22 protein-coding genes are annotated in these 26344 nt (G+C 43.9%); 12 read left to right on the top strand and 10 right to left on the bottom strand.

Going from position 1 to position 26344, the window contains the following annotated elements; all coding sequences use genetic code 11:
• Positions 1-47 precede the first annotated feature (47 nt).
• The 4 genes from B2U97_RS06075 to B2U97_RS06060 form a co-directional block, all read right to left on the bottom strand.
• Positions 48-1916: a DUF885 domain-containing protein gene (locus B2U97_RS06075; RefSeq protein ID WP_034822734.1), complete on the bottom strand. Its 1869-nt coding sequence runs from the start codon at positions 1914-1916 to the stop codon at positions 48-50.
• A gap of 99 nt (positions 1917-2015) precedes the next feature.
• Positions 2016-2312 carry a hypothetical protein gene (locus tag B2U97_RS06070; protein WP_034822735.1) on the bottom strand — a complete coding sequence of 99 codons (297 nt, stop codon included), beginning with the start codon at positions 2310-2312 and terminating at the stop codon, positions 2016-2018.
• A 102-nt stretch (positions 2313-2414) separates the two neighbouring features.
• Entirely contained in the window at positions 2415-3518 is a 1104-nt protein-coding gene (locus B2U97_RS06065; RefSeq protein ID WP_034822736.1) for a Fic family protein, read from the bottom strand.
• 127 nt (positions 3519-3645) lie between these two features.
• Positions 3646-4284, bottom strand: coding sequence for a LysE/ArgO family amino acid transporter (locus B2U97_RS06060; RefSeq protein WP_034822737.1), 639 nt, complete (start codon positions 4282-4284; stop codon positions 3646-3648).
• An 88-nt stretch (positions 4285-4372) separates the two neighbouring features.
• Between B2U97_RS06060 and B2U97_RS06055 the strand changes: the two genes are divergently transcribed.
• Complete coding sequence (locus B2U97_RS06055) at positions 4373-4948, top strand: helix-turn-helix domain-containing protein (RefSeq protein ID WP_034822738.1); 576 nt, start codon at positions 4373-4375, stop codon at positions 4946-4948.
• Positions 4949-5269: 321 nt separating this feature from the next.
• On the opposite strand, the gene B2U97_RS06045 is transcribed toward B2U97_RS06055, so the two are convergent.
• Positions 5270-5893, bottom strand: a complete 624-nt coding sequence (locus B2U97_RS06045; protein WP_286823105.1) for a hypothetical protein — start codon at positions 5891-5893, stop codon at positions 5270-5272.
• 285 nt (positions 5894-6178) lie between these two features.
• On the opposite strand from B2U97_RS06045, the gene B2U97_RS06040 reads away from it, so the two are divergent.
• The 11 genes from B2U97_RS06040 (at position 6179) to B2U97_RS05990 (ending at position 22409) form a co-directional block, all read left to right on the top strand.
• Positions 6179-6379, top strand: a complete 201-nt coding sequence (locus B2U97_RS06040) for a helix-turn-helix transcriptional regulator (RefSeq protein WP_286823104.1) — start codon at positions 6179-6181, stop codon at positions 6377-6379.
• 208 nt (positions 6380-6587) lie between these two features.
• A complete protein-coding gene (locus B2U97_RS06035; RefSeq protein WP_286823103.1) occupies positions 6588-6878 on the top strand; it encodes a hypothetical protein in 291 nt (96 codons plus the stop codon).
• On the top strand, positions 6875-8554 hold the full coding sequence (locus B2U97_RS06030) for a type IV secretion system DNA-binding domain-containing protein (RefSeq protein WP_286823102.1): 1680 nt from the start codon (positions 6875-6877) through the stop codon (positions 8552-8554). The genes B2U97_RS06035 and B2U97_RS06030 overlap by 4 nt, the downstream gene beginning before the upstream one ends.
• Positions 8551-11118: a MobF family relaxase gene (gene mobF, locus B2U97_RS06025; RefSeq protein ID WP_286823101.1), complete on the top strand. Its 2568-nt coding sequence runs from the start codon at positions 8551-8553 to the stop codon at positions 11116-11118. Before B2U97_RS06030 ends, mobF begins: the two co-directional genes overlap by 4 nt.
• An 88-nt stretch (positions 11119-11206) precedes the next feature.
• Positions 11207-11383, top strand: coding sequence for a methylation-associated defense system helix-turn-helix domain-containing protein MAD1 (gene mads1, locus B2U97_RS06020; RefSeq protein ID WP_286823100.1), 177 nt, complete (start codon positions 11207-11209; stop codon positions 11381-11383).
• A 9-nt stretch (positions 11384-11392) separates the two neighbouring features.
• Complete coding sequence (locus B2U97_RS06015; protein WP_286823098.1) at positions 11393-14167, top strand: class I SAM-dependent DNA methyltransferase; 2775 nt, start codon at positions 11393-11395, stop codon at positions 14165-14167.
• Positions 14160-15392 carry a restriction endonuclease subunit S gene (locus B2U97_RS06010; RefSeq protein ID WP_286823095.1) on the top strand — a complete coding sequence of 411 codons (1233 nt, stop codon included), beginning with the start codon at positions 14160-14162 and terminating at the stop codon, positions 15390-15392. Before B2U97_RS06015 ends, B2U97_RS06010 begins: the two co-directional genes overlap by 8 nt.
• Entirely contained in the window at positions 15385-18642 is a 3258-nt protein-coding gene (locus B2U97_RS06005; protein ID WP_286823094.1) for a type I restriction endonuclease subunit R, read from the top strand. The genes B2U97_RS06010 and B2U97_RS06005 overlap by 8 nt, the downstream gene beginning before the upstream one ends.
• Positions 18639-19346 (top strand): M48 family metallopeptidase, encoded by a 708-nt coding sequence (locus B2U97_RS06000; protein ID WP_286823093.1) that lies wholly within the window; start codon positions 18639-18641, stop codon positions 19344-19346. The genes B2U97_RS06005 and B2U97_RS06000 overlap by 4 nt, the downstream gene beginning before the upstream one ends.
• Before the next feature lie 174 nt (positions 19347-19520).
• Entirely contained in the window at positions 19521-21386 is a 1866-nt protein-coding gene (locus B2U97_RS05995; protein WP_286830348.1) for a hypothetical protein, read from the top strand.
• 27 nt (positions 21387-21413) lie between these two features.
• Positions 21414-22409, top strand: a complete 996-nt coding sequence (locus tag B2U97_RS05990; protein WP_286823129.1) for a hypothetical protein — start codon at positions 21414-21416, stop codon at positions 22407-22409.
• Between the two features lie 3 nt (positions 22410-22412).
• On the opposite strand, the gene B2U97_RS05985 is transcribed toward B2U97_RS05990, so the two are convergent.
• From B2U97_RS05985 to B2U97_RS05965, 5 genes are all read right to left on the bottom strand, one after another.
• Positions 22413-22892 carry a hypothetical protein gene (locus tag B2U97_RS05985; protein ID WP_286823088.1) on the bottom strand — a complete coding sequence of 160 codons (480 nt, stop codon included), beginning with the start codon at positions 22890-22892 and terminating at the stop codon, positions 22413-22415.
• A gap of 405 nt (positions 22893-23297) precedes the next feature.
• Positions 23298-24860, bottom strand: a complete 1563-nt coding sequence (gene tnpC, locus B2U97_RS05980) for an IS66 family transposase (RefSeq protein ID WP_034821963.1) — start codon at positions 24858-24860, stop codon at positions 23298-23300.
• A 114-nt stretch (positions 24861-24974) separates the two neighbouring features.
• Complete coding sequence (gene tnpB / locus B2U97_RS05975; protein ID WP_034821960.1) at positions 24975-25331, bottom strand: IS66 family insertion sequence element accessory protein TnpB; 357 nt, start codon at positions 25329-25331, stop codon at positions 24975-24977.
• The gene (gene tnpA / locus B2U97_RS05970) at positions 25328-25630 is read right to left on the bottom strand and encodes an IS66 family insertion sequence element accessory protein TnpA (RefSeq protein ID WP_051018781.1); all 303 of its coding nucleotides are present in this window, start codon (positions 25628-25630) and stop codon (positions 25328-25330) included. The genes tnpB and tnpA overlap by 4 nt, the downstream gene beginning before the upstream one ends.
• Before the next feature lie 49 nt (positions 25631-25679).
• On the bottom strand, positions 25680-26165 hold the full coding sequence (locus B2U97_RS05965; RefSeq protein WP_286823087.1) for a tyrosine-type recombinase/integrase: 486 nt from the start codon (positions 26163-26165) through the stop codon (positions 25680-25682).
• Positions 26166-26344: the final 179 nt, after the last annotated feature.

Below are 26344 nucleotides of genomic sequence, written 5' to 3'. Positions count from 1 at the left end.
ATCACCGCAGAGTTAGTGCGGTGATGCGCTGTATTTAGGGAAAAGATTTAAGAACTTTTCGTTTCGCTAATATAGTCGTTAACGAATTGCTCAAGTACATTAAGTGGTACCGGACCACTACCCAGCACAACGTCATGGAACTCACGAATATCAAACGCATCACCAAGCTCTGATTTAGCTTTTTCGCGCAATTCAAGAATTTTGTTCATACCAATTTTATAGGCTGTTGCCTGGCCTGGCATAACAATATGACGCTCAACCATTTTCACGGCATCGGCTTTCGCGTTCGGCGTATTGTTCACGTAGAAATCGATACCCTCTTCACGAGTCCATTTTTTGTCATGGATACCGGTATCAACAACCAAACGCACTGCACGCCAAAGCTCCATAGCTAAACGACCAAAGTCAGAGTAAGGGTCTTCATAAAGGCCAATCTCTTTTGGAAGTTTTTCGGTATATAGCCCCCAGCCTTCTGTATAAGCCGTGTAGCGGCCATACTTTCTGAAACTCGGAATACCTTCCAGCTCCTGGGCCATTGCAATTTGCATATGGTGACCCGGAATACCTTCATGATAAGCCAAAGCTTCCATCTGATACGTCGGCATAGATGACATATCGTACAGGTTGGCGTAATAGATTCCCGGACGTGAACCGTCCATTGACGGCTGCTGATAGAATGCTTTACCTGCAGACTTCTCGCGGAAAGGCTCTACCGCTTTTACCGTTAACTCAGCTTTTGGTTTATTAAGAAACAATTCATCAAGGCGTCCACGCATGTCATCAATAACGGCAGTGGCTTCATCCAGATAACGTTGACGACCTTCTTCCGTACTCGAATAAGTAAAGTCGTCACTGTTGCGCATATGCACAAAGAACTTCTGAAGCGTGCCGTCAAAGCCAACTTCTTTCATAATGCCGCGCATTTCTTCGTGAATACGCTCTACTTCGTCCAGACCAATTTGATGAATTTCATCGGCAGTCAGATCGGTCGTGGTGGTGCGTTTTAATGCGTTATTATAAAAAGCTTCGCCATCAGGAAATTTCCAGGCGCCGTCTTTAGTATCCGCTTGCTCAGCAATGCCCTCTACTGAGGTGATCAAGCTTTCATAGGCCGGTTTTACTGATTCCAGCATCGCTTTTTTCGCCGAATCTAAAAGCTCATCGCGCTGACTGTCATCAATATCTAAGCCGTCTATTTTCTTAGAAAAGTCTGCCCATAACGCGCTGGGTTCACCATCATCAAACGGCGCACCGGTAATGATATTTTCACTGTCGCTAATGACATAAGGGTAAACGAACTTAGGTGCGATAATGCCTTTCTCAGCCCGCAGCTCCAGGTTCTCTGCCAACTGCTCAAATAATTCCGGCAGGCCATTAAGACGCGCAATATAGTCTTCTGCATCATCCACTTCGCTAATACCGTGCTGATTAATTAGCAACGATGCTACGCTGGAGTGCATACCGAACATTTGGTTAACCGGGTAGTTATAGTGACGCCATTTAAAGTCAGCAATGTCGTTTTCCAGCTTCTGCTTCATTAGCGTCCAGCTTATTTTAGTCTGCTCATTCAGCTTAGACTCATCAATAGCCATTACCCGTTCCAGCTGTGCTTTCTGAAACTCTAAATCTTCTTTTGCGCGCTCTTCAGAAATATCGTCCCATTTATCCTGGTCATCTTTAATACCAAGGTAAGACTGATACATAGGGCTGCGCATAACATTTTCCATGAAAATGTCTTCAAACAGCTTATTCGCCTTTTCCGATTCGGTTTGCTCCGCATTATGGGTAGTGTTTTCAGTCGTCGCAGTTTTCGACTCCGCAGTTGCCGTCGTCGCTTCTTCTTTGGAAGCGTCAGAGCAGGCTGTTGTCATTAACACTAGCGAGACCGCCAGCGCTATCTTTTTATATTCAAACATGTGTTCTCTCCTGTCAGTTTTCTAAACTTGATATCTGTTGTAGCACAGTATGTCAACGCAGGCACGACCACAGGGTAAATTGTTAAGGCAGGCAGCTGCTTATTGCAGTCTATGTTCCCGGCAGGCTTCAATTTGCGCCGCAGGCAAGGGTTCACCTATTACCGGTTCAAGTGCTAACTGCACTTTTGGGATCAGTGCCTGAAACTCTGCCAGCAAAACCTCTTCGCTTACGCTTTCATTAAACACAAGTGTCACCTTTAAGCTTTGCGGAAAGCGCTGGTAGTTCACTTCATGAGTCAGCCAGATAAACCCCTCGTGATCAAACTTTGCGGCTTCGCACATTTGAGTCAGTTCGCGGATTATCTCGCGTTCTAGCTTTTTGTCCGTTTTTCGCATAGAAACCTTTCGTATTCGTTCAACAGAAAGCCTCGGCTATATTGGTATGGAAAGCGTATTTATTACGGTGCTCTATGCTGGTAGCATGTGGTTGTCGATAAGTTAGGTAGAAGCCTTATAACGCGTACTTCGCCCACCGCCTTCTGTTTTATAAAGCAGCCCTTGTGCAACCATATCCGCCAAGTGTCGCGTCGCCGTTGCTTTGCTCACTTTAGCCACCGACTTATACTGCGATGCATTAATGCCGTCCGCAAAATCACCATCCAACAACCGGTTAAGCACCTTTTGCTGATTCGGTTGAACATTTTTATCCGCGTGGTGAGCCCAGAATTTTGCCTTAGCGACAACCCTGTCAATTTTTACTAGGGCAGCGTCAATAGCTTCAGTAAGTGTTTGTAAAAACCAAACAAGCCATGGCGTTATATCAACCCCATGTTTCTGGGTATATTCCAGTATGTCGTAATAACCCGTACGATTTGCCAAAATCGCTTCGGACATCGCAAATAACCGAATACTTTGCCTGTCCGCCTGAGCCAGAGCTCTGTCGGTAAGCGCTCGAGTTATACGCCCGTTCCCATCCTCAAATGGGTGTATTGTCACAAACCACAAATGGGCAATAGCAGCACGTAACAAAGGGTCGTAGTGCGAGTCCTGCTGCGTTTCGTTGTACCAATTAACAAAGCTTTCGAGCTCTGGCTCAATATTGGCTCTTGGTGGCGCTTCAAAATGAACGGTCGGTCGTGAAATAGGGCCAGAAACAATTTGCATAGGTGCTTCACCGCGCAAAACACCAGGCTCTACTTTTTGCATAAGCGATTCATGATGTTCAAACAACCACCGATGCCAGTTTAGTAGCTTTTCTAATTTAATTGGCTCATCCAGGTCTGTTACTGCAGATCGCATTAAACTGGCTAGCCCTTCCGAGGAACCATCTGTTTTTACCGGTGATTCGTCATTAATACCGAACTGCCGAGCCAAAGATGAGCGCACCGCGTACACATCAACTTTTTCACTTTCTATCGCCGACGATGCAACAATATTTGCCAAGAGCGTATCCAGACTAAACTCAGCGTCATTCTCAACTAGTGCAGATTTACCCTTTAGCTGACCAAGACGATCATAAACACCACGCAACAAAGGCGCCAGCTGTTGTTGCTGCCACACCATGTTCGGCCAATTTTTATGTTGCCAAAGCCACGCGGTCATTTGCTGATTACCTTAGTTGCTTGCGTCGTGAGCTGAATACTAAATTTATTCGGCTCGATATATGAGCCAAATAGTAGGTGTATTCGGCTCATTTTGCAAACATTGGTACTTCTGTACCTTTTACCTGCTAAAGCCAATACGGGACTAAATCTACTAAAAGACTACCTGCGATCAGATACATTACCGCACTGATTAATGCATTGATAATACGCCAGGTTCTTGGTTTATTCAGTTTGTTCGCAAGTTTTTTTGCAACAAATACCAGTGTATAGAACCAGACTGCCGAGGCACATAAAGCTCCGGCAACGAACCACGGTCTATAGACTTGCTCAAAGCCAGCAGTAACACCGCCAACCAGAACAACAGTGTCTATATAAACGTGTGGGTTTAGAAATGTCATTGCAAAAGCCATCAATAATGCGCTTTTAAGCGATGTTCTTTTGCTTTCACCCTTTTCTATCGATAATCGACTTTCACCTTTTATCGCAGCTTTTAGCGCATTACTTCCATACCAGATTAAGAAAATAGCACCCGCTAAGCTCAGCATTTGCCCCCAGATGCTTTCAATCGAAAAGAGCGCGCCAACGCCAAATACGCCCGCACCAATAAGTAGAATATCGCCGATAAAGCAAACGGTCGCCGCTGCAAACGGATGATTATTGGTTAGCCCGGTTTTTAACAGAAATGCATTCTGGCTACCAATTGCGATAATCAACCCACCAGAAATTACGGCACCCATAACGAATACACTGACAAACTCAAACATTATCACTTCCTGCGTTGTTCTAATCGTTTAAGTCAACGATAATGGAAATCATCTCCAGTTTAATATAAAGAAACAAACAGTCAATATAATGACCGATAAAGATAAAACAGCTATTAACGAAGCTATCGCAAAACGCGTTTACACCTTTCGTAAGCAATACGGAATGTCCCTTGATGAGCTGGCTAAAAATGCCGAAATCAGCAAGGGAATGCTAGTGCAAATAGAGAAAGGGCGTGCAAACCCAAGTATCGGAATTCTATGCAAATTAGCCAATGCACTTGCCGTTTCTGTGGCGGATATAGTAGCTGTATCAGACGACCCGAAAGTAACGATTCGACAGCCTCAGGACATTCCGACACTCTGGAATGGTGATCATGGGGGGGCTGCTCGACTGCTTGCAGGTTCAAAGGGCACAATCATGATCGAGTTATGGCGATGGTCTATGTTTCCCAAAGAACAATTTGTATCTGAGGCGCACTCTAAAGGAACCATTGAACTCATTCACGTTGAGGAGGGTTGTTTAGACGTTTTGGTGAATGAAGAAACTTATACGTTATCCGCAGGTGACTCAATGACCGCCGAAATGGATGTCGAACACACCTACCTAAACAGCACTACCGAACCCGTTCACTTCACAATGACGGTTTATGAAAAGTCTCGGTAGGCGTTTCATAACAACAGTGGCGTCAGGGGAAAGTGAACAGTCGTAGCGCTGGCTTAGCCAATGCGCTTAAATATCACGGTTTGTCTTTTGAAGGCACGCATCACCGAGCTATTGATGATGCGTTAAATATTGTTCGATTGCTGAGGTTTACTGAACTATGAGCTCTCACCTGCGGTAAAACCGCAGGCTACTCAAAGCACGTCATTCTATATTTTGGATCTGAACATTATTTAGATAAATTTAACCTTTGAAAATAAGATACTTACAAATATAAAGCCCACCTAAAAATAAATATGTCATACTTTATGTCATACCAACTACTTATGGCTTCAGCTCCTTGATAAGGATGGAGACTCTTTGCTTGGAAATACCGAACTCAGCTGCTAAGTCCTGTTGCCTAAACTGTTTTCCAGAAGTTCGAAGATCAGATAAGCGTTCCCTTAGTCGCGACCTCAGTTCCTCGTCCCTTCCGGCCCCCCTCTTTGGGCCTGGTTGTATTTCTTTTTCGCAAATGGTCATGTAGACCTCGTGCCGAGCAATAATTTCGAACACAAAGTCCAACCAATATTCAAAGTCCGAATCACTTGCTTTTTTTAAAAAGAAAGCTGGTAATTCGGGCTCGCGATTCTCTCCCTCAAGGTCAGTCATTAGGGTCTTAATGAACTCAAGCCGAGCATAACCAATACTCGCATAACATGACGACAATTTTTTATATGTTATAGGGTAGAAGCGGCCAACTATCTGTTTCACAGAATCAAATATACCTTTAGATGAACCTTTTGATATCCTCACTAATTCAAAGCTGGCTTTTGTTGGATCTATTGTCAGAGCAAGAATGTGCGTTGAAAACATCCGGTAATAACTACTCTTCTTTATGTTCTGAGCCAGCTTATCCCCGTTATTTTCAATGGCGGACAATAGTCTTCTTTTATCTCTAATCTGCACCTTTCTTGTCTTTCCTGAAGCCTGATGTTGCCAACAAAAATACTGCCTTCTTCCGTCATGTCTATTCAGCTCTCTAACGGGCCTCCAACACAATGCGCAAAAAATTGGATACATAAAATCTATACCTAACAGATAGTTAAGATGTCATTAGATTACACACACAGGCGTCAGTCAATAGGGTTATGAAATTAGCTAAAAATAAGACTAGCCAACCCGCTAAGATACTTTTTGCCAAACCAGCCGGCACTGAATGTCAGTGGCGGAAAATGAATACAAGGAAGTCTTATGGAACACAATCAACTCATCATCAGACCCGCTCAACTAGCTGAAATGCTAGGAGTAAGCACTGTAACCCTTTGGAACTGGAGAAGAAAAAAAATCATGCCAGAACCCCTTTGCTTTGGCCCTCGCTTTATAGGCTGGAAGAAAGATGTGATCACCGAATGGATCGACAGTCAGCAAAACACTACCGGAGATTCTTTATGAATTTCTGTTACAGAGATCTTTATTCAGACGAGAGAATTTGTTTTACACCCCATGCACCTGTGGTGCTGCCGCGATGCAGTACGAATTCATTCTCTGACCCAAGCCCAGTGCGAGATCGAAGCGAATTCGGCACCGAATTTAATTCGCTCAACATGCATTCGAAAGCCCTCACCCTATCAGTGGTTTCATTGAATTCAAGGAAGATAAAATGAAAAGGCAAAGCCCAACCAAACAAGTTAGTGTTCGACTACCGGCCCGGGATCATCAACGGCTCGTGCTCGAAGCCGAGCGACAAGGTACAACCGTAGCAGAGGTTGCTCGGCAAAGGATTCAACTTGCGGAGAAGCAGATTGAACTTCGTGACATGATTTCGAGCCTTCTTAGTCACATCACCAAAAATATCTTTGTCATTACCGCGAATGTTGCAGGCCTAAACCCTGATGAGTCTGAAGCGGCAAGAATCAGCATTGAGAAACAGTTGAAAAGGAGGCTCAAATGAAGCGTTCACGTACAGCTTTGTTCTGGGAAAACCTTCTAGTAATGCTCGCTTTGATGGTTATTCTGTGCATTTTTATAGGAGCAGCCATTCTTACCTATTTGCAAGAGTGGGTCATCGCTGAGGCGATTGTTAAATGGCTTATTTTCAGCCTTATGTCCTTTCTCTCACAGGATGCACTACCAAGCCCCCCTGCAATCTCAACAGAAGTTGCGTATGTATGTATTGGCGCTCTGTTCACATCAGCTTCAATGAGTGTCTGGATAACCTGGCAGTTCAGAATCAGAAACTCTAATAGCTCTCAATACAAGCACCTTGAAGGGCCTCGCTTGCTTTTACATCGACAAGCGGTAAAACATTTTAGAAAAAAATCCAAAGGTGGTGGCCAGAGAGGCTTGTATATCCATCCATCAATTAAGTTACCAATTGTTTATGAGGTTTCAAATTTCTTAGTTTGGGGGATGCAGGGTTCTGGCAAATCAAACCTGATAAAGTATCTTGTTCAACAATTGATTGAACGTAAAGATCGGGCCGTCATTTACGACATGAAAGGTGAATACACTCAGGCGTTTTTTCTTGATAAACAAACATTACTATTGAGTCCAAGCGACCAACGGAGTGTTTACTGGTGCCTCGGAAGAGATATCACGACTCCAGGGCTTGCAGAGGCTTTCGCGGAATCTGTAATTTCTAGTTCGGCCACCGACGAAACATTTTGGGTTGATTCCGCCAGAGTAGTTCTGATCGGCGTTATTGTTGGTCTCATAGCAGAACGAAAGCCTTGGTCTTGGAAAGACCTTGCCGAGAGAGTTTTCGCCAGTGACACTAAGCTCTCCGCACTGTTGGAAAAGCACTATCCTCAGGCTGCCACCCTCGTCAACCCGCATGACAAAACCACTCAGTCAATTCGTTCGATGATTGCCACCCAGCTCTCTTGGATAAGTAATATCAATCAACCAAAAGCCGATTCATTAAATGAATTCTCTATTACTGACTGGCTACTCAATAATGACAAGAGAACACTTATTGTTCGAGGCGATATCAACTCCCCTCTCATGAGCAAAGCGCTCATTACGGCATTGATGTCCCTGCTCAGCAATGCCGTCCTATCTCGTTCCGACGAAGATGCGAGCCCCATTTGGTTAGTTGTTGATGAACTTGCAACAATTAATAAAAGTTCGAGTTTTGAGCGGTGGCTTGCTCAGGGAAGAAGTAAAGGTTGCCGGACAATAGCCGGAGTTCAACTGTTATCGCAACTACATTCAACTTACGGCACAAACGACGCAAATACAGTGCTGGGCTTGTTTGGGAACATCGTCACCTTTCGATTAGGTGCGACAGGAGAAGCAAAAAATGTTGCGTCCGACGTCTTTGGTAAACGCCGCATTGAATACCTGTCTGCGTCTTTTAACGCTCAGCAAGAACAGTCCTATTCCCTCCCCCAAGAGAACATAGCTGTTGTAACGCCTGAAGACATCGTTAGTTTACCCCAACCAAGTTTGAAAAATGGCATTGAGGGTTACTTAATGGTTACCGGAATTGCAGCAGCATATCGCTTACGTTGGCCCATAACCAAGAACCTAGAAACAATTGCTCCCGCTCTTGTAGAGCAGGATAAGCAGAACCATCAATCGAAGGTCAAAGTCTCTAATAGACTAAATAGGAGAGAGTCAACATGATGACCTTCGCTAAAATCAATAATGAGGGTAAATACTACTTAGACCTCGCTAGAGAGGACTATTACGTTAATGGTGGCGAACCCGACGGAATTTGGGGAGGTGCGGGAGCAATAATCCTTGGATTAAAAGGCAAGGTTGAGAAAGATCAATTTAAGAAGATTCTGAAAGGCTTTTCGCCATGCGGAAAGAACAGTCTTTGTCAGAATCCCGGCGATGATCATACACCTGGGTGGGATCTAACTTTTAATGCTCCCAAAAGCGTATCTGTACTTTGGGCCGCGGCAAGCTCCAAGACTCGGCAACAAATACAAGCAGCCCAGCTTCTAGCAGTTCGAGAAGCGTTATCCTTGCTTGAAGAGTATGCGGCTTTCACACGGCGAGGTCACGGTGGTAACGAAAGAGAAAAAGTTGAAGGTCTTATTGCAGCAACGTTTGAACACTCAACCAGTCGGGAAGTAGATCCTCATCTGCACACTCACGCAATAGTTGCAAACTTAGCGCCCCGAGAGGATGGAAGCTGGGGAACATTGGACTCCCGCACCGTCATGCTTTGGCAGAAAGCAGCTGGTATGATTTATAAAGTCAGCCTTGCAGACTCGATTAGAAATATGGGCTTCGAGACGGAACTTGATGGCGAAACATTTCATATTCGCGGTATTCCAAAATCTGTATGTGAACACTTTTCCAAGCGCTCAGCGCAAATTGTTGATGCGCTAAAAGAGCGAGGTATTAAGAATCGTTCATCTGTCTCGGGAGATATAGCGTCATTAAGCACACGTGAAGCTAAAGGCGAGATTAATCGAGCAGAGCTGCTTAAAAAGTGGCAAACAGAACTTTCTTCGCTAGGTTTAGCTCAGCAGAATATAAGCAAGTTAAAAGAAAACACACCGGACGAAAAAGATCTATTGAATGAAGCTATTGTTGATCACGAAACGCTCGCTGGTGCTCTTACAGAAAAATCTTCCTCCTTCACTAAGCAGCAAGCCTTTTTCACTGGAGGTATAGAAGCGTTAGAGCATGGCCAATCAGTGCAGTCACTCCGAGCATTGATAAACAATCTGGCTCAATGGGAATCTACAGTAGAACTTGGCAAGGATTGGAAACACACCGAACTCTTCACAACGCAAAACGTACTGAGCACTGAACGGTCATTGATAAAAAAGGCTAAACAACTTGGAGCCGCTGATTGGGCAAACGTTTCCTCAAAGACAGTTGAGCACTGCATTGCTAATCAGTCGATACAGTTAAGCGATGAACAAATATTCGCCGTCCACAATGTTTGTTCTAAATCACAACTTGCTATTTTGCAGGGCTCTGCTGGGTCAGGCAAATCAGCATCCATGCAATGTGTGAGCGAAATTTACCACTCAATAGGAAAACACGTTGTTGGTGCTGCTGTAGCGAGGACCGCGGCGAACAACCTCGAAAATGAAGCTGGTATTCAATCATTTACCATCGCTCGTTTGCTTGCATGGCTAGATACAGATAAACCTCCAATTTCAGAAGGTGACGTACTCATCATTGACGAAGCAGGCCAGGTAGGCACGTTTCAACTTGAGCAATTAATGAACTTTGCGACACAACTCAATTTCAAAGTCATTCTTGTGGGAGAAGATAAACAACTTGATGCTATCGAACACGGCGGTGTTTTACGCTATCTATCTGACCCTGATGTAATCGGGACAACTAGGGTTGAAACTATACGCCGACAAAACAAAGCTTGGGATAGGCAAGCAGTTGCAGATTTTAGAGATGGGTATGCACATCAAGCACTTTCTCAATATCAAAAACGTGGCCAACTTCATTTTGAATCTAGTGATGAAAAAATCAAAGAACGGATTGTCAGTGAATGGACTCAATTTCGTCATACCCAACCAACAAAGCGCTCGTTAGTCATTGCTCAAAGCTGGGCGGATGTGGTGGAGCTCAACAATGAAATGAGAACAAAGCTTCAAGCAGAAGGTATCGTTGGCGTAGAAAACATTCCGGTAAAGGGAATTGTGAGCGAGCGGGAAATTGACCTGCAAGTTTCTTTGGGGGAACGAATCCGGTTCACAAAAAATGACTACGGAAGAAATTATACGAATGGCGATCTCGGAACTGTGACCAAAGTTAAAGTCATGGATGATGGAGATATTTGGATCCGAGTAAAGCTCGACTCTGGTCGTGAAACTCAGTTTATGGCGTCATCTTACGCAAATGAGGAGGGGCGAACATACATAACCCAAGCGTACGCGCAAACTGTTTACTCAGCGCAGGGCTTGACGATTGATGGTGATGTTTTTGTCTATTACTCACCAAACATGGACAGAGCTCACACTTATGTAGCTTGTTCAAGACATAAGGATAAAGCACACATTTTTGTGAATTCTCAAGAATTAGAGGGCAACATTCCGGAAAACTTCATACATGCCCCTCGCGACGTAGGGCTAAGAGAAGCCCTGGCAGCAAACATGTCACGCAATAATAGACCAAAGCTTGCAGTCGAATATTTGTCTAACGATGAATTAAGCGTCGCTCTTGAACAAAAAGTGAAAATCAACGAACAAGAACTCACCATTTAATTACAGAAACTCCTTCCTTTTCAAATTATTCTTGTTTATTCCCTAATTTTCTCATACGCTCATTTTAATCATTAAAGTGAGCATAATTATGAGTGATGAAATTCTCACGCTTAAGGAAGTGGCGGAATATCTCAAGTTAACGGAAAAAACAGCGTACAGGCTTGCAGCTGAAGGCAAGCTGCCAGGATTCAAGGTGGGTGGTTCCTGGAGGTTTAAGCGAACAGACCTTGATACCTGGATTGAATCACAGAAGAACAATGTTTAGAGCAGACAAATGACGCAAAAACTTACATTACCTCGATTAGAGTACCTCTTATTAACTGCGTGTGATGACTTACGTGGCAGCATGGATGCCAGTGAATACAAGGAATACATCTTTGGTATGTTATTCCTCAAACGTGCAAGTGACTTGTTTGACCAACGCCGTGAGCTGCTAAAAAAGGAGCTAACTCAAAAAGGCATGTCCGCTGCGGATATAGAAGAAGCATTGGAAGACCCTGATAATTATTCAGGTAAATACTTTTATATTCCTCCTCGGGCAAGATGGAACGAGCCCTGGGACGAAGAGGTTATGCTTAAGGATAAGGACGGTAACCCGATCCTTGGTGCAGATGGAAATCCAACGTTTGAGACAGTAAATCACCCTGCACTAAAGCATGAAAAAGAAAATGTTGGCACCATGCTCAATAAGGCGTTAGAAGCGATAGAAGATGCCAACCCTGATGCACTGCAAGACGTACTAAAAAGCATTAACTTCAACAGAAAGATAGGTCAGCGAACACTTGACGATGACACCCTTGCTAATTTCGTTCAAAACTTCGAAAAAATACCACTAAAAGACGAAGACTTTGAATTCCCCGACCTCCTCGGTGCAGCCTACGAATGGCTGATAAAATATTTCGCAGACTCAGCGGGCAAAAAAGCTGGAGAATTCTACACCCCCGAACAAGTGGTTCGTATTTGTGTAGAAATCTGTAACCCAAAAGAAGGCATGAGCGTATACGATCCTACTGTGGGCTCTGGCGGCATGCTGATACAGATGCGGGATTACCTGCGTGAAAACGGTGGCGATGCAAGCGAGCTATCGTTGAACGGCCAGGAGAAAATCGGAACTACCTGGTCTATCTGTAAAATGAATATGCTGCTTCACGGTATTTCCCATGCAGACATTCGCCAAGCCGATACCATTCGTGCCCCCCAGCATTTAGATGATGAAACAAACGAGTTAAAGCGTTTCGACCGGGTGCTAGCTAATCCACCCTTTAGTCAGAACTACATCAAAAAAGACCTAAAGTTCTCTGGTCGCTTTCCGGTGATGATGCCGGAAAAAGGCAAAAAGGCGGACCTGATGTTTGTTCAGCACATGCTATCGGTACTAAAGCACGATGGTCGACTGGCAACGGTTATGCCTCACGGCGTGTTGTTTCGTGGTGGAGAAGAACAACAGGCACGCAAGTACTTCATCGAGCAAGGCTACTTAGAGGCCATTATCGGCCTGCCAAGCAATCTTTTTTACGGTACGGGAATACCCGCTTGCATTCTCGTTTTGAATAAAGCCGGAGCTGCCGAGCGCGATCATGTTTTATTTATCAATGCCGATCGAGAGTACCGGGAAGGCAAGGCGCAAAACCACCTTCGCCCAGAGGACATCGATAAAATTATTCATGCTTACCGCTCGGGCAATGACATCCCTGCCTATGCGAGAAAAGTACCTAAAGCTGAAATTGCCGCAGAAGATTACAACTGCAATATTCGCCGCTACGTCGATAATGCACCACCTCCCGAACCCCATGATGTGCGTGCGCACCTGCATGGTGGCGTGCCACTTGTTGAAGTGGATAGCCTCGAGCATTTTTGGGCCAATTACCCAGGACTGCGTGAAGACTGCTTTGTACCAAGGGATGAGACATATCTGGATTTATCCCCAAACATTGCAGAAAAGCGTAACATTGCTGAATTTGTTTCCAGCCATTCAGGTGTGCTCGACCGGCATCTCACATTAATGACACAACTGGAAGCCTGGTGGGAAAATAACTCGCCCCTAATCGAAGCCTTAGCCCCCGATCCTGCCAATCAGCATGCAAAGCCTGGCAACGTTTATAAAATGCGTAGCGAACTGTTAGAGAGTATCGAGCGAGAGCTATCAGGGCAAAACCTTCTCAACGCCTATCAGGTACGCGGCGCATTTGCTCAATACGTTGATTTGCTTAAAGCCGATTTCAAATCCATTGCGGCCAGCGGCTGGGGGCCAGAGCTCATTCCAGACAATGATATTCTTTTAAGCCAGTACCCTGAAGTGTTAGATGAATTGGAACAAGCTCAAGCCAGGCTCGCTGAGCTGCAAGCTCTGTTTGCCGCAGCCAGCGAAGAAGACTTTGAAGATACTGAAGACACCGGTGTATTACCTGCCGATGAAGTGAAAAACAAGAAAGATGAGCTTAAATCCGCAAATGCTGAGTGGAAGGCACAGCTTAAACTGATCAAAGACCTAGCTGGCAATCTTTTTACAGAAATCAAAGCTGCTGATTTATTACCTAAGGGCACAAAAAAAGGCTTCTACTGCACAGAAGGGCTAACGCAAAAGGAACCTACCTTTGATAATGGTAAACGGATATTGGAGCTTGCCAAAGAGGTTGGCTTTGCGTCTGAGTATGCCGAACCGATTAAAGATGCTATCACCCAAGGCAAGCTCAGCTATGAGCAAGCACAAGCCATTACCAAGAGTCTGGAACGTCACAAAGCTCTCGAAGATGAAGCCAAAGCGCTGAAAGCCACGATTAAAGGAATCGAGAACAAACGTGATGATCTGGTAGAAGCGGCTCGCCAGAATATTTCTGCTGATGAAGCGCGCGTCGTAATCTTGGAACGCCTGAAACAAACTCTGCTCAATATATACCAATCGTATATGCGGGCAGACCAACGCGCCTGTATTAATGCCATTGAGAACTTGTGGAGTAAATACGCGGTTCCTGCCACAACAATTGAGGCTGAGCGGGATGCTGCTTCAAAGCAATTACAAGCGTATATGGTGGAACTGGGATATGAATAAGCTCAAATTTGGCAATCTAATTGTAGAGTTACCAAAGTCAAAATTACCAGCTTCTGCTGCGACAGAAAGTGGACCATACTTATTTATCTGTAGTAGTTCTACTCCAAAGGTAACCGACTCTTGGATGCAAAATAAACCTGCTGTTGTTATGGGGACGGGTGGTGTTGCTTCTGTAAGTTACGCTGAAGGAGAGTTTTCCTATTCGACAGATACCTGGGCGTTCAGATCTAATAATGAAGAATACTCCACGGAATTTTTGTATCGAAAGATACAGCAGAATCTATCTAAAATTGACTACGCTGGGTTTGAAGGAAGTGGCTTACGTCACCTTAGAAAAGACTTCGTTAAGTCTTTATTAGTCGATATGCCCGAACCAGCTGCGGCTTATCAAATTACTAAAATACTGAGAGCAACCGATCAGACAATAGAAGAAACCGAAGCCCTTATCGAAAAATATCAACAAATCAAAGCGGGCTTAATACATGACCTGTTTACTCGTGGGGTCACCTCAGATGGTAAACTTCGTCCTTCCCGGGATCAAGCGCCTGAGCTGTATCAAGAAACTCCGATTGGGTGGATTCCAAAGGATTGGCACACTATAAGTTTTGGTCAATGCATTGAAACCTTAACTGATTATCATGCAAATGGTGCATATGAAATACTAAAGAAACATGTGGAGCTTTATGACCATAAAGATCACGCTGTAATGATAAGAACGACTAACTTTGAGCAGAATGACTTTTCGGAAAATCTAAAATATATATCAAAATCCGCTTATGAATTTTTGTCAAAATCTGCTGTTTTTCCCAATGATATCCTCATGAACAAGATTGCAAATCCGGGGGTTTCTTATTTAATGCCAGATTTAAATTTTCCCGTATCACTAGGGATGAACCTTTTTCTTATAAGATTAAAAAGCCAATTTTGCCCCAAGTTTTTTTCTTATTACCTAAAATTCAAAGAAGAATATGTCAAATCTTTTTCGAGTGGAACCGGTACAAAGACTATTACGAAAGATGCGGTGCGCTCATTAATGGTAGCCATTGCTTCAAAACATGAGGAGATGGAAAGAATAGGTATTATTTTAGAAGCGTGTGAGAAAAAAATTGATACTGAAAATCGGTTTTTAAAAAAACTTATTTCTAAAAAACAAGGAGTTATGAAAGACCTTCTTTCGGGAAAAGTTACCGTCCAAGTTGAAAAGCACGAGACTGCCCATGTCTGAGTACACGGAAGTTGAGCAGCCCTTCCTCCAACAGCTTGAAGAGCTGGATTGGGATCATGTGATCGATCAAGGTCCGGATATTCCCCAAAATCCAGACAGAAGTTTGCGCCAAAACTTCCGTCAATGGATTCTGCCAGGGGTATTTAAGTCCTCTGTCACCAAAATCAATAAAACCGGTGATGGCGTTTCATGGCTAACAGAAAAGCAGTTACAAGACCTTCAGGATCAAATACTTCGTCAACCTAACCGCACTTTGTTGGAAGCCAATGAGAATATTCAGAAGCTGCTATTCAAAACTCAGGTTGATGAGAATGAAGTGACTGGCGAGCAAGACCCGGTGGTTAAGCTAATTGATTTTGCTAACCCCGAAAACAATACCTTTCACGCGGTAAACCAGTTCCGTATAGATACACCTGGATGTGTTAAACAATTCATTATTCCCGACATTGTGTTGTTTGTTAATGGCATCCCATTAATCGTGGTGGAGTGCAAAAAAGGCGGGCCGACCTGTGCCAATCCGATGTTTGAAGCCTTTGAGCAACTTCAGCGATATATGAATCGTCGTGAAGAGACAAAAAAACACGGCCTGAAGGAAGGAGAGCCAAGGTTATTCTATACCAATATGATGCTGATCCGAACCTGTGACAATGAAGCCGATTACGGCACATTCACTTCGGGCCTGGAGCACTTCTATCCGTGGAAAACTCAATGGCCTGAAAACGACAGCATTACCAAGGGTATGTCGCAGCAACAGCAATTAATCAGTGGCATGCTGAATAAACAAAACTTACTCAGTATTTTACGTACCTGTACCGTTTTTATGGATACTGATGCCGGGCCCCGAATCAAAGTAGTTTGCCGTTACCAACAGTTCAGGGCCGCCCATAAGATTGTTCAGAAATTGCGTAACGGCCAGACTGCCGCTGAGAAGAGTGGCGTGGTATGGCATACCCAAGGATCGGGAAAAAGCCTGACAATGGTATTTGTGGCGAGGATGTTAAGAGCCTCTCGTGATCTCAGCGATTACAAAATTTTGTTAATTAATGACCGTACTGATCTAGAAGACCAGCTTGCAGAGACTGCCACTATCATCGGGGGGCGAGTCAATACCATAGAAAGCACCGACGCGTTACGTAAAAACCTGGCAACAGATAGCTCAGATATCAACATGGTGATGGTACACAAGTTTCAATTGCGCGATAAGAGCATGCCACTTTCTGTTGCTGAAGCTTTGGGGACATACCAAGCCATTCCAACTGCTGACACCTTCGGCGTTGTGAATGACTCATCCCGCATTGTGTTAATGATTGACGAGGCACACCGCACTCAGGGCTCAGACCTTGGCGATAATATTTTTGAAGCCTTCCCCAATGCAGCAAGAATTGCGTTTACAGGTACCCCGCTGATTACAGAGCGCCACGGTGAAAAACGCACGCATAAGCGGTTTGGTGAGTACATTGATAAATATCGCTTGATGGACGCGGTGAAAGATGGCGTAACCCTGCAAATTTTATATGAGGGAAAAACAGCCGATTCAGCGCTTTATGACAAGCATGGTTTCGAAACTAAATTTGAAAATTTATTTAAGCAGCGCTCAGAAGAAGAGTTGCTCGCAATTAAGAAAAAGTATGGCGCTACCGGCGATATTCTCGAAGCGGAAGCACGTATTGACGATGTCGCTAAAGACTTAGTGGATCATTACCTTTCTAATATTTTTCCCAACGGTTTTAAGGCACAGGTTGTTTGCCATTCAAAGCTCGCAGCTGTTCGTTACCAGGCTGCAATTGAAAGGGCATTGGAAGCTAAAATCGCTGAGTTACTGCAATCGCCAGATGTAAGTGAAAGCGAAGTTAAACGTATTCAGTTTTTGAAGACTGCGGTTGTTATATCAGGCGATGGAACCAACGAAGCTGCATATATAACAGCAGCTCGAAGACAAGCAAAAGAACTGGACGCAGTAGAAAACTTTTGTCGTTCATTTGACTTCAATGACCCTGATAAGAAGAACACTGGCGTCGCGTTTTTGATTGTGTGTGACATGTTGTTGACAGGTTTTGATGCACCGATAGAACAGGTCATGTATCTGGATAAGAAGATCACAGAACATACACTTCTACAGGCAATTGCGAGGACAAACCGGGTCAAAAAAGGAAAGAAACGAGGTTATATAGTCGATTATATCGGCCTGACTGAACATCTTACCGAGGCTCTGACACTCTATGCTGCGACAGACGAGCAAGAAGAACTCCGAGAAGGTTTAAAAAGCATTGAGTCGGAAATGCCTGTGCTTGAAGAGCGTTATCAGCGGTTATTACAGTTATTTAAGTCTCATAAGGTTTTAGAAATAGAGCATTTTGTTACTGGTAAATTTGCTCGAATTGAAGAAGACGCGAAAGTTGTTCACGAGGCAGTAAAAGTCCTCAAAGACGAAAAAATTCGCGCTGACTTCGATGTTTACCTGAAAAAGTTTTTAATGAGTTTGGATATCATTTTACCAAACCCACTGGCGCACCCTTATCGTGTTCCTGCAAAGCGTTTTGGTTATATCTTGCGAGTTACTAAAGAACGATATAAAGATACAAGCCTTGATCTTGGGAATGCTGGTGAAAAAGTAAAAACGCTCATCAATGAACATCTTATTAGCTTGGGTATCAACCCCAAAGTAGCGCCAGTTGAGTTGCTTGCCGATGATTTTATCGAGAATCTGAACAAACACTCGGATGGTAACCCAGAAGCAAAAGCCAGCGAGATGGAGCACGCCATCAGAAAGCATTGCACCGTGCATCATGATGAAGATCCTGCTTTCTATAAAAGCTTGTCCGAAAAGGTGGAAAACCTAATAGACCGTTATCAAGAAGATTGGGAACGGCTAGCAGAAGAGTTAGAAAAACTGCGCGGAGAGGCGCTTGCTGGGCGTAAAGCTGGTGAGGAAGGCATGAGCAAGGAAGCAACGACATTCTATGAGCATATAGCGAATGAGGCGTTTCCTGATGGGAATGTGCCGTCGGATGCTAAACCAACCATGAAAGTGTTAATGGAAGGTATTGTCGAAATTCTTCAAGATGATATTGGCAGTATTGATTACTGGAACAATAGCGATAAACAACGACGAACGCGTAGCCAGATTAAGCAGGCAATTACGTTATCCGGGTTAACTCAATTGAAAACAAACAGAGAGCGCGTCGCAGTGGAAATTATGAAGTTAGCCAAAAACCGGCATGATGCATTGTTGACGGGGACCAGCGAATGAATGCACGTCGAGTAAGAGATATTGATTATCACCTTCTCCCTGGCTCAGAAAGAAAAACAACAGATATTGTCATTGAGAGAAATGGTGTAGTTGCTGTTCGCCCCCCAATTCACTTCACACCTGAGCAGGTGGACGCAGTTGTAGAAAGTAAGCGAATGTGGATTTACCGTAATCTTGCAGAATGGCGAGATCTCAACGCAAGCGCAGTCGCCAGAGAATGGGTAAATGGTGAAACGTTTTTGTATTTAGGCCGAAGCTATCGACTGTCGCTAGTCTCAGGTCAAAAGCGGCACATAATGCTCAAAGAGGGCCGCTTTTGTTTGTCTCGAGATCTCATTGACCAGGGTGGAACACAAGCAGCAGAGTCAGCATTCGAGCTGTTTTACACCGACAAGGGCCATCAACGAATTTCCGACAGGGTAAAATATTATGCCCCAAAGGTTGGTGTTCAGATACAAAGTATCAACGTGAAGGACATGGGATTCAGATGGGCTACATGCAGCAACAAGGGGGCACTTAGCTTCCACTGGAAGTGCATGATGGCCCCTCCTAAGATCATCGACTACATCATAGTTCACGAACTCTGTCATATGCATCATCGCAACCACTCCGATGCCTTCTGGAATGAAGTAGATAAAGTGATGCCGGACTACCGCGAACGCAAAGAGTGGTTGAGGAAGAACGGCGCAGGATTAAGCATATAAAAAAAGGGGGAGCTTGTGCTCCCCCTCGAATGGATTGGTCTCGAGCCTTTCCGGGAACTACCCTCAGTCGAAAGGTGAGACCGTTTTTTTCCGAATCAAAAACCTAAGTACATAAGGTCTTTGATTTAAAACTGTTGATAGCCCGAGTATATCAGAAAAATTGGAAGTAGCAACATGAGAATCGACAAGCACCTCAATAGACAAGGATTGACCCCCCGCCAGCTTTTTTTTATTGAATGCTGGTCAAGTCTCGCCAACAGAAACAACATAGACACAGACAGAGTAACTTTCAATAATCCTTTGAATGGTATCATTGAGCTGTTGGAGCTTTACAAAATCGGCGATAAGTATAGAGCTCCACAGAAGAGGAGCCATGTTGCAATTGAGCTGTTTGAAATTATTGAAAATGACATTTGCCTTCGTGCCCCTGAATTTAATGAAATCCCCAACCAAATATTGAGTTTGTTTAAGCTAAACCCTTCTGGCCAGAGAGACTTAAGAAATCTTGAAGAAAAGAATAATCTCGTTGTTAGCTTCTTGAGGCAGTTAAAAATACTGATTGAAGAACACTATGTTAAATCTTCCGTAAATATTTTAAGGGACCGTTTAACTGCTTCAAATGATATTGATGAAGCAGAGGGAGATAAAATCTACCAAATCACCAACATGTTGATGAGTACACTCCTCACAATTGGAATGCCTCTTTCTGAATGCTACTTGTTGTATAAGAACTTCCTAATGAAGCGATTCAGAAAACTACCAGACGGTACAGAAAACCTTATTGAGTTTGTCGAATGCTTTGATGCATTTGCGGGAAAAATTAATAACTCGAGTCAATGCATGAGGGTATCACTAAAACTTGTCAGTCAGCGATTGTACACTCTCATTGAGAGCTCAGATAGTAAGACAAATTTTCAAAACTGTGAGTTTGTTTTAATTGAACATCGAAGACGAAATACAGTTGCAGTCAATATCAAAATTGAAGCGATTTCTTATAGCGCTGCGAGAGCAAAAGCAGAAGTCGACTTGAACAACGCCTTAGATATCATTGCATATATGATGAATCGTTCGGATATCCAAGTAGAGAAAGAATATAGTGTTTGTACCCTTCATGAAAATAATGAGCCCGCCAATATAAAAACACTCATCGACTTTGCATCACCACTTGTAAACGCATCCGATCGCCTAAGTTTCAGTGAATTTAATCTATTCATTAAAACGATATCTCACCTGCATGACATTGCTGATGAAAAAACAATCAACAAGGTGAACTCCTCTTTCAGGTTTTACCAAAACGGAATCAATGAGACGAGTCAAGAAAGTAGATTCACTGCTATCTGGTCTGCTTTGGAATCACTTACATTAGGAGTGCATGATGACTCTTTGTCCCATGATCAGCACGTTATTAAAAGTGTTCTTCCCTGTATTGGGCTCGATTATCCAGTCAAACAACTTTATGCATTGAGAGGCGTAGCAAAAGAGCTTCGTTGGCAAACAGTAGAAAATGATAATTCTTCTGTAGACTTTAAAACAGTGAATTTGGGAGAAATGTACAACGCCCTAAAAGATCAGGATATTGTTCAACAGTTACAAGTTGCACTTCAAGACTATCCTTATGCAAGATTTAGGTTCAATAAATTTATTTCCAAGTGCAAAAATCCATATGAGATAGGCTGCAAAATACAAGAGCATCGAAACAAAGTAGAGCTTCAAATTCATAGACTTTATCGAGTCCGAAATGCAATTATTCATAATGCCTCGTTGCATGATCGACTTGATATGCTTGTAGTCAATTTGGAACACTATCTTAGAAGCACATTGAATGCGATGGTATACACAATGAATAACGCTCCAAGCATCGCAACGCCTGAAGAGGCATTTAATAGATACCAACATCTATCTGACGAGATTCTTGTGCAATTGGATCCTTCATTTTTACTATCAGGAAAAAAGAAAGATGCAAAACAGAAAGAAATACTGAATGGAAATATTCGTCATATAGATCAAAAGTTAGTGGCCTGGCTATCGATGCACTCATAGAGAAATAAAAATTTGGATTTTACTTTGATGAAAGTCTACATAGCAAACTTTGGCGAACAGAATTACGAATGGTCTGTTTGCAAGGAAAAGTCGACAGTTGCAACAATGAATGATGTTGATGCCCAGCCACTTTGGGAGCAAGGTAAAAAAGAAGAATACATATCGTCAAGAATTAAAAACGACAAATCCGCTGCGGGCAAAGTACCAACAAGAGCGGTTGCTTCTCGTTGGTTTAATCTTATGACGACCGTCTCAACCACATCGGGCGACATTTGGATCCACAAGGACGGTGAAAAGCTTTTTTGGACAATATCGAAGGACGAAGCTCCACATTTTGTTGAGAAAAAAGAACCCGTAGGGAGAAAGCGGGAAGTTGTTGTGTGTCACAAACCTTGCCATCAATGGTCTGACCGAACTGAAAAAGGTGACCAACTTTTATGGCGAGCTCTTCATCCTAAAGCAAAGGACTTCTTATCTACGGAAGCCACATTGCAAAAGCTTGGCGACGACAACGCTGAATATGCAATTGCCCTAATAAAAGGAAATGACTTATCTCCGTGGCATGGACGAGAGCTCTGGCGAAAGAAAAACGGACTTGCGGCAAACGAATATAGTCCTGTCACCAGCGCATCGAACGTTCAAAAAATCGCGTGTCGCATCTCAATTGAGCAAAGAATGGCTCACACAGCATTAAAAACCACTCAACAAGCAAACGGGCAATTACAAGAAAGAAGTGTCAAGAACAAAGAGTTCCGATTTCGAAATGAATTAGAACTTGAGCAGCATATAGTCGATTTGATTGATTTACAGGACGGAGTCTGCGTGCTCACAGGTCTGCCTTTGGAAATGGATGAAGTGCATGGCGACAGCGAGTTATTCTGCTCATTAGACAGAATTGACAGTGATGGGCATTACGAAGCAGGTAACTTACAAGTAGTTTGTCGCTTTGCAAATCGTTGGAAGGGTTCATCCGATGATGATAATTTCAGAAGAATAATCGCTCTTATTAAAGAATTCGAATAATCTTTAAGCAAAATTCCAATGCCAATCATTACCAGCGCCGTCTGGAAATGCCGGTACTTTGGTGGCTCCAAGAACATTCTCAAAAAATGTCGGATACCGAGGGTTTGTTGAACGCTCTTTAAACAAAATCTGAGTAACAAAAAGCTCTTCGTTCACGACGTTTTTGAGTGCAAAAGCAAGCCTTTTACCAATACCTATTCCCTCTAATTTCCTATTAAGCGCAAAGTGACCTATTTCTAGTTGATTGTTAACAGTGTCATAAACAATTGATTGAATCCACGCGACGTCAAAACCATCTAAATTAATTGTGATATCTTCTAGCGAGAACTTCTTAGTATGAGCTATATATGGATACCTTGGCATATCAGAGCTTATATGGTTGGCAATAATATCTTCGGGAAACAGTAATAACTTGTTAACTACTATCGCGAACCTGTCTTTCTCGGAGAGAATCAAACTTCTTAAAGTGGTACGAATATCCATTTCAAAAATCCCAACAAACTGTTTTTATTTCGACATTATATCACATGTTGGGTCATCGATTTTATCTTGATGTGTTCTTATCAAGTTTTATTTTATCCAGCGTCAGATTTATAATAACTGTGATACCTGATCAGTAAGTTGTTGGTGCGCTGCTATTCTTTCCTCATAGAAAGCGTCTCGATTGTATATACCCTCAACCCCCTTCTTTACATGATTGATACTCTTTTCTGCGACTTCATACCTAACACCATTTTTTGACATTAAAGTGCGTGTCGTACGACGAAGATCATGAATTACAAAATATTCGATTCCGACATCTCCTAGCACGTTACCAGTGCTCGACTTACCTTTACCTGTTTTTCGTAAGCGTAACGCGAACCACACAACCGGCCAAGATAATTGACGCTAGGATGTGAGCTCGATATTCCAGGGCAGTAAGTGGTCGATATTATCGCTGTCGTTAATGAGTGGCCACTGCTTGAACAGGCTCATCAGGTAGTCAATCGGTTGCAGTCCGTTGGCTTTGGCGGTTTCTACCAAGCTGTACAGCATCGCACTGGCATCCGCTCCACCGTAGGTATTGGCAAACAGCCAAGCTTTGCGACCAATCACGAACGGTTTGATAGCGCGCTCAGCGCGGTTGTTATCGATATTAATGCGTCCGTCGGTTAAATACACTTGCAACTTCGACCATTGGTTCAATGTATATTGCACGGCTTTGCCTATCACGCTCGTCGGTGGCACTTGGTTTAACTGCGTATCAAGCCACTCTTTCAAGTCGCTCATTACAGCTGCGGATTCGCTTTGCCGTGCATGCAAACGCTCATCCGCTGACTTATCAGCCATCAGCCGTTCAACACGGTACAGCTTTTGAATAAACGCAATCGCAACATCTGCTTTACCGGTTTTCTTTTTCCCCTGCACGGTTTTGGCGTCCACGAACTTACGTCTGGCATGTGCCCAGCAACCGGCAAGGATAGCATCAGTTTGCTCGTAACCTTGATAGCCGTCCACTTGCAATGGCCCACGGTAACCCTGCAGGAAGTCCTTCGGATGTGACCCGCCGCGACCATCCTGGTAGTCATACAGTACGATGTTGGGTGGTGATGAGGTATTACCGGGCGGCGGCTTATCTGTGCCGCAACCATACACCCACATGTAGGATTTTCTTTTCTCAGACTGGATGACTTTTATTGTTGTCTCGTCCGCCCACAGCACAGGCTGTTGCACGAGAAGGTCATGCATGCGCTGGTACAGTGGCTCAAGTTTTTGACTCACCGCTACCAACCAACGGCTCATGGTCTGGCGACTGATATCGGCGCCGAACTGCTTGAACATGGCTTCCTGGCGATACAGCGGCAGGCCATACTGGAACTTCGCTGTAATGATTTGGGCCAGTAAGCTTGGCGTAGTGATGCTTTTTGGCAGCATGCTTGCCGGCACCGGTGCCTGCTTTATCCTGGTTTCAGTGCCTTGCTGCTCACAAGTGCGGCAGCTGTATTTAGGTCGAATATGTCGAGTCACCTGCATCTTAGCCGGGATGAAGTCGAGCTTCTCGCTGACATCCTCGCCCATGCGATGCATGTCCGTGCCACAGCATTCGCAGGTTTTATCGTCATCGCTGATATCGTGAATGACTTCTTTACGCGGCAATGATGCATCGAGTCTGGCACGGCGCGGTAGTTTTCGGGTGTAGGCAACGTGTTGTTCGACAGCGACCTCTTCCTCATCAGGATTGAGGATGTCTTCCACTTCGTTGAACAAGTCGCCTTGACCCGGAAGACCTTCAGCACTGGCCGCAAAACGCTTTTTCAGCTCAAGCTGCCATTTTTCAAATAACTGATAGAAGTCACGCTTCCAGCGCTCACTTTCTTGTTGCAGGCGAGCCTTCTCAGCCTGCTGCTCAAGCAGCATAGCTTTGAGTGCTTCAACATCGTCTGGAAGTGTGTTTGCATCAATCTTTTTCATGCGGTCATTATACCGCATAAATCGGCGCTAAACCGCAACAGATAAAGGCTTTCTTAGACCGATTAGTGATCGAAAAATCATGGTTTATGCTTGATCCCTATATGAAAAAAACGATCATGTTATCGAGCTAAAATGCAGTGGTTGATGGCCTTTCATCAGGGTAATATCCAGGCCATCCAAAAGCCATGCCCATTGCTGCTCAGTCAGGGAAATGGTGCTGCCTGACATCTTTTTCGGCCATTTGAACCTGGCTTTCTCAAGACGCTTGTACCACAAGCAAAAGCCTGTTTTATCCCAATACAGAGCCTTGAGCTTATCGCGTTGGCGATTGCAAAAAATAAATAGCGCACCACTGAACGGTGAGAGCGCCATTTCACTCTCTACAATGGCACTCAAGCCATTAATGCTTTTACGAAAGTCGACCGGCGCCTTGTGTAAGTAAATTGCCGGTGGCTCAACGAACATCTTCATGCGCTGAGCTCTTTGACCAATTGCGCGACCCAACGCGGTGATACCGACAACGGCAACACCAATTCGGTTTGGCCAAGACGAAGCTGCAAGGTTTGCTGCGCGGTGACCGACTGAGGCACCGCTAGAGCAAAGCTCGTGTCATTATCTTCAGCTTCGCGCTTAAGCTCTGCTCGACGTTGACTGAAGTAGGCAGAATTTATGCCGCGTGGCTCACAAAAGTCTTTCTGACTCAGGTTGCTTTGTTCAAATTCAGCAATGAGCTCACGCCATTGCTCGCGAGTTCGGTATGCTCGGCTCATGATGCTACCACCTTATTGGTTAAACTTGATGGTAGCCTATGGCTTTAAACTATGACTGAATAGGTGTGGTTCGAGTTACGCTTACTGTTTTTCTGCCAAATAGGTTGGTTAGAGCATGATTCAACGTATCATCTGATATGTAGCCTCTATTCCCTTTTTTACCTGCTCTGCGTGCAGGGAAGACAAAGTCTGAATCACCCGCTCTGATTTTTAGTTCTCCAAACCATTTGACAACTTGCGTAGGTAAAGGAATATCAATCGCGTGTTTATTCTTTGCTCTTTCTTGTGATAGTCGCCACACCTTATTTTTGAAATCGAGCTCTTTCCATCGTAATCCGATTAATTCCCCCTTCCTTACACCTAAAACAATCAATAAGGCTACTGCTAAAAGGTTTTCACGAATAAAATGAACTTGATTGTTTTTCATTACTTGAAAAACAATCTTTAGCTCTTTTAAAGATAAAACTCTATCTCTTGATTTCTCTTGTCCACCCGCATGCTTGGCTCTAAATGCATTGGCTGGGTTATGATGCATTAGACCAAGGGTCACCCACTATGTCAGCCTAGTTGTCCAGTTGGCAATTTCGCCATTAATTAATAAACAGTGGGCGGCATAGGTTCATGTATGCCACGTTATTCCGAAGAGCGTAAAGCAGCAACGCTCAAAAAATTATTACCGCCACAGAGTCGCTCTGTAAATTCTGTGGCTGATGA

The sequence above is a fragment of the Idiomarina sp. UBA3176 genome, assembly GCF_002364295.1.
GTDB lineage: Bacteria > Pseudomonadota > Gammaproteobacteria > Enterobacterales > Alteromonadaceae > Idiomarina > Idiomarina loihiensis.
The sequence above is the reverse complement of the archived record's forward strand: the minus strand, read 5'-3'. Positions and strand labels throughout refer to the sequence as shown.